Annotated in this window: 17 protein-coding genes; 10 read left to right on the top strand and 7 right to left on the bottom strand. The window is 29.0% G+C overall.

Features of this window, described 5'->3' with window-relative positions; genetic code table 11:
- Positions 1 to 5: 5 nt before the first annotated feature.
- From pyk to L8X30_RS06955, 6 genes are all read right to left on the bottom strand, one after another.
- On the bottom strand, positions 6 to 1457 hold the full coding sequence (gene pyk, locus L8X30_RS06980) for a pyruvate kinase (RefSeq protein ID WP_263679605.1): 1452 nt from the start codon (positions 1455 to 1457) through the stop codon (positions 6 to 8).
- Positions 1458 to 1469: 12 nt separating this feature from the next.
- Entirely contained in the window at positions 1470 to 2816 is a 1347-nt protein-coding gene (locus L8X30_RS06975) for an FAD-dependent oxidoreductase (RefSeq protein WP_263664165.1), read from the bottom strand.
- 107 nt (positions 2817 to 2923) lie between these two features.
- Positions 2924 to 3547 (bottom strand): type III pantothenate kinase, encoded by a 624-nt coding sequence (locus tag L8X30_RS06970; protein WP_263679604.1) that lies wholly within the window; start codon positions 3545 to 3547, stop codon positions 2924 to 2926.
- On the bottom strand, positions 3534 to 3866 hold the full coding sequence (locus tag L8X30_RS06965; protein ID WP_263679603.1) for a hypothetical protein: 333 nt from the start codon (positions 3864 to 3866) through the stop codon (positions 3534 to 3536). The genes L8X30_RS06970 and L8X30_RS06965 overlap by 14 nt, the downstream gene beginning before the upstream one ends.
- Position 3867: 1 nt before the next feature.
- A complete protein-coding gene (locus L8X30_RS06960) occupies positions 3868 to 4863 on the bottom strand; it encodes a hypothetical protein (protein WP_263679602.1) in 996 nt (331 codons plus the stop codon).
- On the bottom strand, positions 4860 to 5405 hold the full coding sequence (locus L8X30_RS06955; RefSeq protein ID WP_263679601.1) for a hypothetical protein: 546 nt from the start codon (positions 5403 to 5405) through the stop codon (positions 4860 to 4862). The genes L8X30_RS06960 and L8X30_RS06955 overlap by 4 nt, the downstream gene beginning before the upstream one ends.
- A 149-nt stretch (positions 5406 to 5554) precedes the next feature.
- On the opposite strand from L8X30_RS06955, the gene gatC reads away from it, so the two are divergent.
- From gatC to L8X30_RS06915, 8 genes are read left to right on the top strand one after another with little or no spacing between them, the layout of a single operon-like run.
- Positions 5555 to 5842: an Asp-tRNA(Asn)/Glu-tRNA(Gln) amidotransferase subunit GatC gene (gene gatC, locus L8X30_RS06950; RefSeq protein WP_263664170.1), complete on the top strand. Its 288-nt coding sequence runs from the start codon at positions 5555 to 5557 to the stop codon at positions 5840 to 5842.
- 21 nt (positions 5843 to 5863) lie between these two features.
- Positions 5864 to 6433 (top strand): CvpA family protein, encoded by a 570-nt coding sequence (locus tag L8X30_RS06945; protein WP_263664171.1) that lies wholly within the window; start codon positions 5864 to 5866, stop codon positions 6431 to 6433.
- On the top strand, positions 6423 to 6878 hold the full coding sequence (locus tag L8X30_RS06940; protein ID WP_039617809.1) for a Fur family transcriptional regulator: 456 nt from the start codon (positions 6423 to 6425) through the stop codon (positions 6876 to 6878). The genes L8X30_RS06945 and L8X30_RS06940 overlap by 11 nt, the downstream gene beginning before the upstream one ends.
- A gap of 11 nt (positions 6879 to 6889) precedes the next feature.
- The gene (lysS, locus tag L8X30_RS06935; protein ID WP_263679600.1) at positions 6890 to 8392 is read left to right on the top strand and encodes a lysine--tRNA ligase; all 1503 of its coding nucleotides are present in this window, start codon (positions 6890 to 6892) and stop codon (positions 8390 to 8392) included.
- The gene (locus tag L8X30_RS06930) at positions 8393 to 9634 is read left to right on the top strand and encodes a serine hydroxymethyltransferase (RefSeq protein ID WP_263679599.1); all 1242 of its coding nucleotides are present in this window, start codon (positions 8393 to 8395) and stop codon (positions 9632 to 9634) included.
- Complete coding sequence (locus L8X30_RS06925; protein ID WP_012661221.1) at positions 9631 to 10176, top strand: DUF1882 domain-containing protein; 546 nt, start codon at positions 9631 to 9633, stop codon at positions 10174 to 10176. Before L8X30_RS06930 ends, L8X30_RS06925 begins: the two co-directional genes overlap by 4 nt.
- 17 nt (positions 10177 to 10193) lie before the next feature.
- The gene (locus L8X30_RS06920; RefSeq protein WP_263679598.1) at positions 10194 to 11000 is read left to right on the top strand and encodes an SPOR domain-containing protein; all 807 of its coding nucleotides are present in this window, start codon (positions 10194 to 10196) and stop codon (positions 10998 to 11000) included.
- Positions 10997 to 11779 carry a shikimate dehydrogenase gene (locus tag L8X30_RS06915; protein WP_263679597.1) on the top strand — a complete coding sequence of 261 codons (783 nt, stop codon included), beginning with the start codon at positions 10997 to 10999 and terminating at the stop codon, positions 11777 to 11779. Before L8X30_RS06920 ends, L8X30_RS06915 begins: the two co-directional genes overlap by 4 nt.
- Here L8X30_RS06915 and dnaJ read toward each other — a convergent pair.
- Positions 11776 to 12897 (bottom strand): molecular chaperone DnaJ, encoded by a 1122-nt coding sequence (gene dnaJ / locus L8X30_RS06910; RefSeq protein ID WP_263679596.1) that lies wholly within the window; start codon positions 12895 to 12897, stop codon positions 11776 to 11778. The two genes, L8X30_RS06915 and dnaJ, sit on opposite strands and share 4 nt — an antisense overlap.
- 113 nt (positions 12898 to 13010) lie before the next feature.
- On the opposite strand from dnaJ, the gene L8X30_RS06905 reads away from it, so the two are divergent.
- Together L8X30_RS06905 and L8X30_RS06900 are read left to right on the top strand one after the other, a co-directional pair.
- The gene (locus tag L8X30_RS06905) at positions 13011 to 13682 is read left to right on the top strand and encodes a response regulator transcription factor (RefSeq protein WP_012661225.1); all 672 of its coding nucleotides are present in this window, start codon (positions 13011 to 13013) and stop codon (positions 13680 to 13682) included.
- Complete coding sequence (locus L8X30_RS06900; protein WP_263664177.1) at positions 13679 to 14911, top strand: ArsS family sensor histidine kinase; 1233 nt, start codon at positions 13679 to 13681, stop codon at positions 14909 to 14911. Before L8X30_RS06905 ends, L8X30_RS06900 begins: the two co-directional genes overlap by 4 nt.

Below are 14911 nucleotides of genomic sequence, written 5' to 3'. Positions count from 1 at the left end.
TTGGGTTATTTTCCCAAACTTAAATAATATTCAATTTGATCTTTTTGTAAAATTCTAATTAAATTTGTACTTCCTGCAACACCTATTGGAAAACCTGCAGTAAGAGTATAAACTCCATCTTTTTTCATAAGGTCTTTTTCGACTCCAAGTTTTACAGAATTGCTTAAAAGCTCTGTTAAATTTTCATGTTTTTCTATTAATATAGCAGGTTGAACTCCCCAAACTATACTTAAAAAATTTAAAGCTTTTTTAGAATGAGTAATAGCTATGATATCCATTTTTGGACGATATCTTGCTGTTTTAACCGCAGAAGCACCACTACTTGTGATGGTAAAAATTGCATTTGCATTTAAATCGGTTGCTAGTTGTGTGCTTGATTTGGCAATAATATCGGTTTCATTGAAACATTTAAAGGTTTCAAATTTTTCATAAGGATAGTTTTTTTCTGTTTCTATAATGGTTTGAGTCATAATATCAACCGCATTTGCCGGATCAATCCCTACCGCGCTTTCTTCGCTAAGCATAACTGCATCAGTGCCATCAAGCACAGCATTAGCAACATCTGAAATTTCAGCTCTTGTGGCAGTTTTGGATTTTGCAAGTGAAAAAAGCATTTGAGTAGCAGTAATGACAGGTTTATTAGCTTCATTGGCTTTTTTAATGATGAGTTTTTGTATATTTGGCACTCTATAATAAGGCACTTCAATACCCAAATCCCCTCTTGCTACCATTATACCATCACTGCAATTTATGATTTCATCGATATTTTCAACAGCATCAAATTTTTCTATTTTTGCAAAAATAGCAATTTTGGCATTATTTTCATCAAGTATTTTCTTAACTTCATCAATATCATGAGCATTTTGTACAAAAGAGATGGCTAAAAAGTCAACATCATTTTTAATACCCCATGCAAGATCATCTTTATCTTTTTGGGTGATAACATCGATATTAATTTTTGTATTAGGAAAATTAATTCCCTTGTTTGAACTAAGCACCCCACTATTTTCTACTTGGGTTTGGATAAAATCTTTTTCAACTTGCACTACTTTAGTTTTGATGGAGCCATCACAAAGATAGATGTATTCTCCTACCTTTAGCATTGAAAGAATTTCAGGATGATTAATACAGACTTTATAATGTTCATTAGAAAGTTTTTCTCCTTCAAAAGTATCCTTGTAAAAGTCTAGTCTATCTCCATTTTTTAATTCAAAAGCTTCTGGAATTTTTAAGGTTCTAATTTTTGGTCCACTAATATCTTGTAAAATTCCAATTCTTGCATTAAGTTCAGTTGCTACTTTTCTAATAGTAGTTAGATTTTGACTATGATACTCATGGGTTCCATGTGAAAAATTTAAACGAAAAACATTCACCCCATTAATAATCATTTGTCTTATTGTAGCTTCGTTTTCACTTGCTGGTCCAATCGTTGCAACTATTTTTGTTTTTTTTAGCATTTTTTATCCTTTTTATAGTAGTTCGCTAGTAAATAAATCCTCATTAAAATTAGCACCCAAGTATTGACAAATAAGTTTTGCATCTCTATAACCATTGCCAAGACAGCTTGTAGCACCTGGACTTGGTGTCATATTGAAAATTATACCTGGAATTTCAGTGATACTTGCTTCACCAAGCATTAATTCTCCTGCCTTTTTATCAAGTACTTGAGGACGTACTCCGCCAAAATTTTTAGCATAGTATATATCATCTGTTTTCAAACTAGGAACTATTTTTCTTGCATCTTTTACAAAAAGTCTTTTGTTAATGTAAGGAATTTCAAATAAATAATTATAAAGAATATAATTTCTAATAGTAGAATCTTTAAAAAGATTAAGGCAAATTTTGACTACATTCATGTCTAAGTTAAGTGTTTTGAAAAATTCAGGTAGTGATTTAAAACCATGGTATCTTTCTAACATAGGGATAACTAAGGCAGTAGGGCCAAAGCGTGTATTCATATTAGCTAATAAATCAGGATCACCATGTAGCGCAGCAAATGGTAGTTTTGGATTTTGCACCATGTAAACTTTACCATTTAAAATTTTTCTTTTAGACATATAAAAACTTCCTGCAACCGGAAAGCAAGATTTATCTAATCCTATACCCATTTTATGTGCCAAAAATAAAGAATGCGCTCCTGCATTTACTATAATAGATTTCGCACTATATTCTTTAAAATCTTTTGTTTTAATATAAAAAATATCATCTTTTTTTTCTATAAACACAACTTCTTGATTGTAGGCAACATGAGTATTTTTTCCTTGTTTGCAAGCTTGCTCTATAAGATTTTGACTCATCAAGCCAAAATCTACTGTAGTATAAACCGTTCCTGCTTCTACACCCATAGCTACTACTTCATCGGTTCTATCATTTATGCCATCTTCGCCTAATACAACATTAGGTTCTATTTGCTTAATTTCATCTTTAGTATAAAATTTAATATAAGGATATAATTCTTTAAATTCTTCATATCTATTTTTCATATACTCGCATTCTTTGTCTCCAACTGCAAGTGCGAGTTTTTGGTGTGAGTGCATAAACTTATTTTGTGCATTTTGCAAAAGACCATATTTTACAATCATATCTGCTGTTGTTTTAACTTTTTTTGCTTTTTCTAAAGTGTAATTTGTCTCTATATCACCACAGTGGATAGTTTGTGAATTGCTTGTGCTATGGCTATTTAAAGTTGCAGCGCTATTGTATTTTTCTAACAAAGCAATATTTTGAATATTTGTGTATCTAGCCAGCTCGTAAAATACTGCAGCACCAGAAATCCCACCGCCAATTACCACGGTATCAAAATGTTTTTGATCCATTGTTATCAATTCCTTTTGTGTGTTTGATTTTGCTAATAATATCAAAATATAGTTGTTTTGAGTAAATAAATTTTATAATTTCAAGCGCTTGGGTATAGAAATAAATTTTAAAGTATAAAATTTTCACAAACAGCTTTTTTCATGCCTCTAAAAATTAAAAATTTATCATAAATAGCATAATCAAAAAAATTTGCAAGAAATTGTCCATCACCGCCGGTAAAATATAATTTTTTACCATATGCACTATCTTTTATAAGTAAATATATGCTTTTAAAAACTCCATAACTTAAAGCATCAACGGTTCTTTGAGGGAAAGCATCAAAATTAATCTGTGTGTTTAGCTCGTATCTTAAACGTGATGAAATATTGGAAAAAGACTTTTTATAGCTTTCAATACCTGGGAGTATAAATCCCCCAAGATGAATAGAATTAGAGATAATATCTACAGTTATTGCAGAACCCGCATCAACTACAACACCATCTTCTATAGTGTAACATGCTGCTATTCTATCAACCCCTAAATTCTCATAAATAGTATCAAAATTAAAATATGAGGCAAGATTGATAAATAAAGGATTTTGTTCTAATCTTTGCTCTAAATTTGGATTTACATTGATATAAAATACTTTTTGTGTAGGTTCGTATTGTAAAAACTGCTCAATACTCATAGAATAAAATTTTTGCTCATTTAGAAAACTAGCGGTTGTGTTACCAATATCACATAAAAGCATAATTTTTAATCCCTTTGGTAGCTAGATATTCTTTTGCTTTAGAACAAATTAAAGCTTGGTGAAATATAAAATAATTTTGAAAATTTAAGTTTAGAGTTTGGTTTATATTTTGAAAAATACTTTCAAATTCTAGACATTCTTTTGTTAAAATTTTACTTTTTGTAAAAGAAAATAAAATCAAACAACACTGTTTGTTTGTATTCTCTCCATAAATACAAATTAATTTTTTCTTTTTACTAAAAGCATGGATATCTAAGGATTTAGTATTTTTTAAAACAATCCCATATTTTATAAGAATATCACTAAGCTCTTGATTCATTTTAGTTTAATTGTAAAAATTTATTTTGAAAGAAAAATTTACCATTAGCCATAAAACTTTTTTTATCAACGGCTTCACTTAGTTTATATACTGTATAATCTTTCAAATTTGTGTTTAGCTTGATCAAATAACCTGTTTTTTCAAAAATATACAAAGAGTTATTGTACAAGGTGCTTTTAGAAAACAGAGCAAACTGAAATTTTACTTCATCGATTTTTCTAAGATTATAATCATTTTTAATAACTCTTCCATCTTTTGTTAGTACAAAAATTTCATTATCATTAGTGTTTACTTCTTTAATATTTTCGTTTAAATATAAGGTTCTATTTGGAGTAACAACGATGATTTTTTGTGCAGTTGCAGCAACCATAGTATCATTTTTAACATGAAGATAGATGATATTGTTAAAAAATTCCTCACTACTTACTAAAATTTCTTTACTCACTTTTAGTGTGCTTTTATTAAGTATGGCTAATTTTCCATTAAGCATAGGATATATAATAATGGTATTTAAAAAATAAGGATTAGCATAACGACTATCTTGAGCATAGGCTGTGCCAAGATTTTGAAGCATTTTAATACCAAGATTTTTATTTGCATATACTAAGGTATTGCTAGCTAAAATTAAAGCTATATCATCTCCATCTATACTTGCACTCACTACACTTTCATTAAATTTATGAGAAAATAATTCATCACCTTGTAAATTTAAAATCTTAAAATTTCCATTATCATCGCCAATAAGAACTTCTTCTTGTTGTATATTTATAATATGATAATTTTTATCTAGTTTAAAATTAATAATATTTCCCATAGTATCTATAAAGGAATTATTGCTTAATTGTGCTATATTGTTATTGAAATTTATAATTTTACCATTAATACTTTGAGAGCTATAAGGAAGCTGTTCTGCTTGCGTTGGTTGGTAATACTCCCTTTTTGTGCCACAAGCACTAAAAAATATTAAAGTAATGATAAATAAATAAAAGTGTTTCATTTTATTCCTTGATAATGTTTTAAGCTTGTAATAATCTGCCATAAGGGAGAATTTATAGGTATTTTATTAAATTCTATATCTGCATTTTTAAAATCGTTTTGTTTTAGAAAATCAAAACCTACCAATAAGGCATTATAATCTTTCAAAAAGTCTGATTTTTGATTGTTTTGAGCAAGCACTATTTGTTTTAACAAAGGATCTATGTTAAGACTTAAAGTTTGATTAAGATCTTGATTGTTTTGACTCATCATGAATATGGTGTATAGATTTGCACTTTTTTGTTTTAATTCTTCAAGTAATTTTTGGTCTGAAGGATTTTTCAATAAGTTGTTAAAAATTATATTACTTTCTTGAATATTACTTTCTTGTTTTAGATTGTAAAAATAACTTCCGCTAAGATATGCGATTAAAAGTACAATGACTACAATGAAATAGTATTTGTATTTTTTTATAAAGCGCTCAGATTTGATAAAATTTTCCATCATCTGCTCTTGAGAGCTTAATTCTGCTTGAACCGCTTTTAGGTTTTCTTTTAAAGCCATATTTTCCCTTTTTTAGCAAGAATAAACATTATTTATTGTTTTAAGTCTATAATTGTAACATATAAAAATGAAAAAATAAATGATTTTATGTTATAATTTTTAACCTAAAAAGAGTTTTCTTGAGTTAAAAATTAAGATTAAGGTAAATTATGCAAATTGATGATAAATTATTGACCAAACTTGAAAAGCTAAGTGCTTTAAAAATTGCCGATGATAAAAGACAAGAATTAGAAGAACAATTAAGTCAGATTGTTAATTTCGTAGAAAAATTAGATGAGCTAAAACTTGATGATGTTGAAGCTATGACCAGCACTACAAATGCTGCAACGCCATTTAGGCTAGATGAAAGTAGAAAATCTGATGTGATAGATATGCTTAGCAAGCATGCTCCAAATTCTCAGGATGGATTTTTTATAGTCCCTAAGATAATTGAATAAAATATTTGGAGTTTAATATAGATGGAAAATTTTTCTTGGTTTGATGTATTTGTTTTAGGTTTAACTGCGATTTTAGGTTTAAAAGGTTTGGTAAGTGGCTTATTTAAGGAAATTTTTGGTTTATTAGGTATAGTTGGTGGGGTTTTACTTGCTTCAAGATATGCTAAAGAAGTAGCAGAAATTATTAATAATAATTTTTATGCAATTGAAAACGAAAATCTTGCGATTTTTGCAGGATTTTTGGTTTTGTTAATTGTAATTTGGGTAGCTTGTATGGCTTTAGGAAATATATTATCAAAGATTTTTAGTATGAGTGGTCTTGGTTTTATAGATCGTATAGGCGGATTTTTATTTGGTAGTGCTAAAATATTTTTGATTTTTGCAATTTTAGTGGCTTGTATTAATAATATAGAATTTTTAAATGCAAGCTTAGAAAAATATGCTAAAAATAGCTATACATTAGATCTACTTAGACAAACAGGTGATTTTATAATGAATACTGATTTTACTCAAAATGGTTTAGATAAAATACAAGAACAAATTATAGATTCTAATTTAAGTCTAAATTCGGAGGTAAATAATGCAAATTGAAAATATTGAATATGATGTTTTGCTTGAGCGTTTTAAAAAAACACTTAAAGATAATGGTCTAAAATATACTAAACAAAGAGAAGTGCTTTTAAAAACTTTATATAATAGCGATATGCATTATACTCCAGAAAGTCTATACGTAGAAATAAAGCAAAAAAATCCCGAATTAAATGTAGGCATTGCAACAGTTTATAGAACTTTAAATTTGTTAGAAGAATCTGGTATGGCTACTTCTATATCTTTTGGTGCTTCAGGGAAGAAATTTGAACTTGCAAATAAACCTCATCATGATCATTTGATTTGTAAAAGTTGTGGCGAGATTGTAGAATTTGAAAATCCTATTATCGAACAGCAACAAATGTTAATCGCAAAAGAATATAATTTTAAATTAACAGGACATTTAATGCAACTTTATGGCCTATGTCCACAATGTAGTAAAAAATAAAGGTATATTTAATGTTTGATAATATTTTAGAGCAACAAAAAATTCAAAAAGCGCAAGAGTTAAAAGAACTAGGAATCAACCCTTATCCACACTTTTTAAAAAAAGAAATGAGTATAAGTGAATATAAGGCTAAATTCACCTATATTAAAGATATAGAAAATCAGCGTGATGAAAATGCTCATGGAGTATTAGCAGGAAGATTAAAGCTTCTTAGGATAGCTGGTAAATCAGTATTTGCTAATATAGAAGATGAACAAGATAATTTACAAATTTACTTTAATCAAAACATTTTAGGGGAAGAATACTTTGCCATTTTAAAAAAATATCTTGAAGTAGGGGATATTGTTTTGGTTAAAGGTTTTCCTTTTATGACAAAAACAGGAGAATTCAGTCTTCATGTGGAACAAATTCAAATAGCTACAAAAGCTATAGTGCCTTTACCGGAAAAATATCATGGGTTGACAGATATTGAGCAAAGATATAGAAAAAGATATCTTGATATGATTATGAATAGTGAGGTAAGAAAAGATTTTATTTTGCGCTCTAAAATTGTTTCTTATATTAGATCTTTTTTTGATAACAAAGGATTTTTGGAAGTTGAAACACCAATGATGCATCCTATTGCAGGGGGAGCAAATGCAAAGCCTTTTGTAACTTATCACAATGCTTTAGGTGTGGAAAGATTTTTAAGAATTGCTCCAGAATTATATCTAAAACGTTTGATTGTAGGTGGTTTTGAGGCGGTTTATGAGATTAATAGATGTTTTAGAAATGAAGGGATGGATTTAACGCATAATCCTGAATTTACTACAATCGAGTTTTATTGGGCTTATCATAATTATCATGATTTAATGGATTTAACAGAAGAGCTTTTTGCTATGCTTTTAGATAAATTAAAATTAGATAAAAAACTTGAATTTGATGAAAAAATAATTGATTTTTCTAAGCCATTTGAAAGAATTACTTATAAAGACGCATTAAAAAAATATGGCGGTTTGGAAGATGAGCTTATTAACAATAAAGAATTAATCTTAGAAAAACTAAAAAAAGATGGATTCGAAGCCAATGAAAAATTGGAACTAGGTCATTTGCAAGCTGAACTTTTTGATAATTATGTTGAAGATAAATTGATTGATCCTACTTTTGTGATAGATTTTCCTATTTCTATAAGTCCTTTATCTAGAAGAAGTGATAAAGATGCAGATATTGCTGAAAGATTTGAGTTGTTTATCGCAGGTAGAGAAATTGCTAATGGATTTAATGAGCTTAATGATCCTCTAGATCAATATGAGAGATTTTTAAAGCAAATTGAAGCAAAAAATGCAGGTGATGAAGAAGCATGCGAAATGGATGAGGATTTTGTTAATGCATTAGGTTATGCTATGGCACCAACTGCAGGACAAGGTATAGGAATAGATAGATTGGTTATGCTTTTAATTAATAAAAAATCAATTCGTGATGTAGTGCTTTTCCCAGCCATGAGACCACTTAAAAATGAGATAAAAGGAGAGTAAATGTTGGAAAAATTTGATAAAGAAATTTTTGATTTAACCCAAAAAGAGTTAGCAAGACAATGCGATGGTCTTGAAATGATAGCAAGTGAAAATTTTACCATACCAGAAGTTATGGAGGTAATGGGAAGTATTTTAACAAATAAATATGCAGAAGGCTATCCTGGTAAAAGATATTATGGTGGATGTGAATTTGTTGATGAGATTGAAACGATTGCTATAGAAAGATGTAAAAAACTTTTTAATTGTAATTTTGCCAATGTGCAACCTAATTCAGGCTCACAAGCAAATCAAGGTGTATATATGGCATTGTTAAATCCAGGTGATAGAATTTTGGGTATGGATTTAAGCCATGGAGGACACCTAACTCATGGTTCTAAAGTAAGTTCTTCTGGAAAGGTTTATGAAAGCTTTTTTTATGGAGTTGAGCTTGATGGAAGAATTAATTATGATAAAGTTAGAGAGATAGCAAAAGAGATTAAACCAAAACTTATTGTTTGTGGTGCTAGTGCTTATCCTAGAGTGATTGATTTTGCCAAATTTAGAGAAATAGCAGATGAGGTTGGCGCGTACTTGTTTGCTGATATTGCACATATTGCAGGTTTGGTTGTAGCGGGTGAGCATCCTAGTCCATTTCCTTATGCTCATGTTGTAAGTTCTACTACACATAAAACTTTAAGGGGTCCAAGGGGCGGGATTATCATGTGTAATGATGAAGAAATTGCTAAAAAAATAAATTCTGCAATTTTTCCAGGCATTCAAGGTGGTCCATTAATGCATGTAATTGCTGCTAAGGCTGTTGGATTTAAATATAATTTAAGTGATGAGTGGAAAATTTATGCTAAGCAAATCATCAAAAATACTGCTACTTTAGCACAAGTTTTAATAGATAGAAAATATGATTTAGTCAGCGGTGGTACTGATAATCATTTGATTTTATTAAGCTTTTTAAATAAAGAATTTAGTGGTAAAGATGCAGATTTAGCGCTAGAAAGAGCAGGTATTACAGCTAATAAAAATACTGTTCCAGGTGAAACTAGAAGTCCTTTTGTAACGAGTGGTTTAAGACTTGGAACAGCAGCTTTAACAGCAAGAGGTTTTAAAGAAGAGCAAATTTCTATTGTTGCAAATTATATAGCTGATATTTTAGATGATATACAAAATACAAAATTACAAGAGGAAATTAAGGTTAAACTGAAGGATTTAGCAAGTAATTTTATTATTTATGAAAGGGCTTTATTTTGATTACAACAATGGATTTAGCTTTAATTAAAATGGTTACAAGCCATTATTATATAAAGCGTGATACTATAGTAAATAAATACGAATACAAGGGTAGAATTTTCTTTGATAAATTTGAAAAAGTTAATGCCCCATTAACCGCTAGTGTTATACAAGAGCATATGGAAAAAAAGATAATCGTGGCGCATTCTTTGATCAATAGTTTTGATAAGGTTGAAAATATTGTATTTGATTATAACGGTTTTAACGCGGAGCGTTTTTGGCATAGAGCGCAGCTTGTTTTAAGAGAAGAAGGTTTTATTAATTTTACTGCTTATAGAACAAGAACTAATAATCATTTACATTTGTATATTCATAAAGGACACACAACTTTTAACGAGGCTTGTTCTTTGGGCTCAAAACTATCTTTGCTTTTTTCTCAAAAGATGCCAGTAGAGTGGAAGGTTTTTCCTAGTATGGATATACCTAGAGAATTTAATATATTAACCTTGCCTTATGAAGTTTATCAAAAAGAACGCGGTGCTTCTTGGTCTAAACATATGTAATTTTGAAAGGATGAAAAATGGAAGAAAACAATAAAAATGAATTTGATGATATAATTTTGCAAAAAAGCAATAAAAGCGAAAAACTTAAAAAAATTTTACTTAGATCGATTATTTTAATCATTGTATTTTTAGTTGTTATGATAGTAATGAAGCTAATTAATGACCCAGGTGAAGAAAAAACATTACAAATGCCATCAGAACCACAAGAGCAAGCTGCTTATGAAAATAATTTTAATTCTTTGCCTATTACAGATAGTGCTAAAGAAGAGGATGAATTTGAAGCTTTAGCTAGAAAATTAAAAGAAGAGAGTTCTTTGAATGATACGAATACTACCATAGAAGAAAAACAAGAAGTTCCAAGTAATAGTGTTTTAGATCAAATTACTACAATAGAACCAAAAGAAGAGCCAGCTAAGGTGGAAGAAAAACAAGAAGAGATTAAACCTATAGAAAAATCTATAGAAAAATCAACTCAAAAACCTTCTGAAAAACCAAAAAATAATATAGTTGAGCAACAAAAAGCTCCAGAGCAAAGCAATACAAATGAATTATTTGAAAGTATCAAAACACCAAATGTTCAAACACAACTTCCTTCAGGTGCTTATATTCAAGTTTTTTCTTTAAATAGTTTAGATCCTAAATCAAAAGAATTAAATATACTTAAAGAAAATGGATATGATTATAAAATTTATAAAACAACAGTAAATGGCAAAGAGCTAACGAAGGTTTTAGTTGGACCTTATAAAGAGAGTGAATTAAAGACCGAATTAGAAAAAGTACGTTCTAAAATTGCAAAAGGTGCTTTTACATTTAGAGTAAAATGAAAACTTTTGCAGTTATAGGTGATCCTATTATGCATTCTAAATCTCCAAGAATGCATAATAATGCCTTGCAAGCACTCAAAGAAGACGCAGTTTATACAAGATATCATCTAAAAGATAAAGTAAAACTAAAAGAGATTATTCAAAAGTTAGATGGTGCTAATATCACCATACCTTTTAAAGAAGTAGCTTGTGAAATAGCTGATTTTAAAGATGAAAGTGTTATACATATAGGCTCTGCTAATACTTTATTAAATAAAGATAATAAAATTTATGCTTATAATACAGATTATTTGGGATTTTTAAAAGCAATTGAGGATTTTTCTTTTATCAAAAATGCTTTGATTTTGGGTGCTGGAGGTACAGCTAAAGCTTTAGCATATGCTTTAAAATCTATATATATTGAAGTTACAGTAGCAAATCGTTCTAGTGCTAGATTTGAAAATTTAGCTAGCTATCCATGTTTTTTTTATAATCAACTTGATTTAAATACACAATTTGATTTGGTAATAAATACGACTAGTGTGGGTTTACATGATGAAAGTTTACCTTGTGAAGAAAGGATTTTAAAAAATATTTTTCAAAAAGCTAAGTATGCTTTTGATGTTATTTATGGTAGAGAAACATCTTTTTTAAAGTTGGCACGAGAAAATGGATTAAAAATAAAAGATGGCACGCAAATGCTTTTATGGCAAGGTGTTTTTGCTCTTGAGTTATTTTTAGAATGTCAAAAAACAGAAGAAATTTTTAAAGCCATGAAAATGGCTTTAAAGCTTCCTTAGTGGCTAAACCAAGATTTGATTTTATCAAACAAACTTTCTTGTTCTATAAAGCCTTCTTCATCTGCTAAGCCAAAACTTTTCTCAAGCTGCAATAGTAGATTTTTTTGTTCATCAGTAAGCGTTTTTGGAAATTTTATTTCAATTTGTACAATATGTGAGCCTAATTTTCCATTGTGAATATTTTTAACACCTTCGTTGGCTAATTCGAATTTTTGTTTATCTTTTGCACCGACTGGAAGTTTAAGATCAGCCTCTCCTCTTATAGTGGATACTTTAATAGTTTTTCCAAGAGCAGCTTGGGTAAAAAATACAGGTACTATGGTATAGATATCATCATCATGTCTGATAAATTTATCATCATCTTCTACGATGATTTTGATATATAAATCACCTCTTTGAGGAGAATTTGGAAGCTCATTTGCTTTATTTTGTACTCTAAGACTCATACCGCTGTCTATACCTTCTGGTATATCAAGTTCTATATAATCTTTTATTTCTTCATAGCCATTACCATGACATGTTTTACATTTATCTTTTATAATCTGACCACTACCTTTACAATGATCACAGCTTTGCACAAAGGTCATAAAGCCTTGTCTAACACCAACTTGCCCTTTTCCTCCGCAATGAGGACAAGTATCTAATTTTCCATTTTCTGAACCACTTCCTTTGCATGATTTACAAAAACTTTTATAGGTAAAATCGATCTTTTTTTTACAGCCAAAAACAGCTTCTTTAAAGCTAATTTTTGTCGTTATTTTTAAATCTTGAGGATATTTATTTCCTTTTTCTTTTTTACGTGTTGAGCTGCCAAAACCAAATCCATCTCCAAAAAAGCTCGAGAATATATCCCCTAAATCAACATCTCCAAAACCACCAAAACCACCGGCTTGACCTTTAAGCCCTTCTTTTCCGTATCTATCATATATACTTCTTTTTTCATCATTGCTAAGCACCTCATAAGCTTCATTTACAAGCTTAAATTTCTCTTCTGCTTCTTTATCTCCTTGATTTCTATCAGGATGATATTTTAAAGCCATCTTTCTGTATGCTTTTTTTATGGTTTCTTTATCTGAAGTTTGGGAAATTTCTAGTATTTCATAATAATTAAGTTCCACTTTTTTCCTCTCTTGAAAAATTAATATTGTAATTTTAGCAAAAAAATAAATGAATAGTTAAATTATGTGTTATAATGTTAAGTTCGTAACATATTTTCACTAAAGGGGTAGAGATGATTAATGTTTTAATGATCGAAGATGATCCAGATTTTGCAGAGTTTTTGGCAGAATATTTGGCCCAGTTTAATATAAAAGTTACTAATTATGAAGATCCATATTTGGGAATGAGTGCTGGTATAAAAAACTATGATTGTTTAATTCTTGATTTAACTTTACCTGGACTTGATGGTCTTGAAGTTTGTCGTGAAATAAGAGAAAAATATAGTATTCCTATTATTATTTCTTCAGCTAGAAGTGATTTGAGTGATAAAATTGTAGGACTTCAAATAGGTGCAGATGATTACCTGCCAAAACCATATGATCCAAAAGAAATGCACGCAAGAATTATGAGTTTGATTCGTCGTTCTAAACGAACCAATGAAACTCCCGAGAAAATAATCAATTCGGCATTTAAAATTGATGAAAAAAGACATGAGATAAGTTACAATGATGAGGTTTTGGTTTTAACTCCTGCTGAGTATGAAATTTTAAGCTATATGATAAGACAGCATGGTTTTTCGGTTAGCAGAGAACAACTTGTGTATCATTGCAAAAGCTTAAAAGATAAAGATTCTAAAAGCTTAGATGTTATTATTGGTAGACTTAGAACTAAAATTGGTGATAGCTCAAAAGCGCCAAAACATATTTTTTCAGTTAGAGGAATAGGATATAAATTAATAGGATGAAAGTAACTATTAATCTTAAAATCACCGTTCTTTTTGCAACAGCTTTTTTATTTGTTTGTGCCTTGTTTGTGCTTTTAGGAAAGGTTCAGATTGATTCTTATTTAACCAACGAACAAGGAAGACAAAAAGAAATTGTAGAAAAAATAATATATAATCTAGAAAGAAAAGAAGATTTTTCAATACATGAGTATCTTCTTTCTAAATCTTTTAAATTAGTTGAAAATGATCGCAGTGCAAAACATATCATTGCAAAAGGTGAAAAGGTATTTAGGATTAATTCTTTGTATGGAAGTTTTTCTTCTATTATTTATCATAATCAAATTTTTTTCTATGTAGAAAGATTGAATGCAAAACATCTTTATGAATTAAATGCTTCTACGCGTTTAGAATATTTATTTTTATTAAGTTTCTTTTTTAGTTTGATTTTGATTATATTTTTATATTTTTCAGTATTAAGATCTTTAATGCCTTTAAAAATTCTAAAAAAGAAAATTAAAAATATTAGTGCAGGTAAAATTGAACCTTTATCTGAATACTCTCAGATTAATGATGAAATTTCAGAAATATCTTTTGAATTTGATCATGCTATCAATAAAATTCAAGAGCTTGTAAAATCAAGACAGTTTTTTTTAAGAATGATTATGCATGAGCTTAAAACACCTATTGGCAAAGGTAGAATAGTTTGTGAAATGTTAGATAACCAAAAGCAAAAAGATCGTCTAGTAGCGATTTTTGAAAGACTTGAATTGTTGATTGATGAATTTGGGAAAATCGAAAAAGTCTTATCAAGAAATTGTCAACTTAATTTGCAAACCTATCATTTGAGTTTGATTTTAGAGCAGGCTGAAGATTATTTAATGAGGGATGATTTTTATCAAAAAGTAAAAATATCCTATAAAGAAGATACTATGATAATCGCTGATCTAGAACTCTTTTCTTTAATGCTTAAAAATTTAATTGATAATGCTATTAAGTATTCAGATGATAAAGCGTGTGAGATTATATGCTCTGGGGATTATATAATTGTTAGAAATAAAGGGATGCAGCTTAAAAAAACTTTTGATTATTATTTAAAACCTTTTGTGAGAGAACAAAATACCCAAGTAGAGGGAATGGGGCTAGGACTTTATATCATTAATAATATTTGCAATCTTCACGGTTATAATTTAACCTACAGCTATGAAGATGGCTATCATACTTTTAAAATTGTTTTTTCAAGGTTAAAATAA

It is taken from the genome of Campylobacter sp. CNRCH_2015_0338h, assembly GCF_025772785.1.
Classification (GTDB): domain Bacteria; phylum Campylobacterota; class Campylobacteria; order Campylobacterales; family Campylobacteraceae; genus Campylobacter_D.
This window is presented reverse-complemented; position numbering and strand designations above follow the sequence as displayed.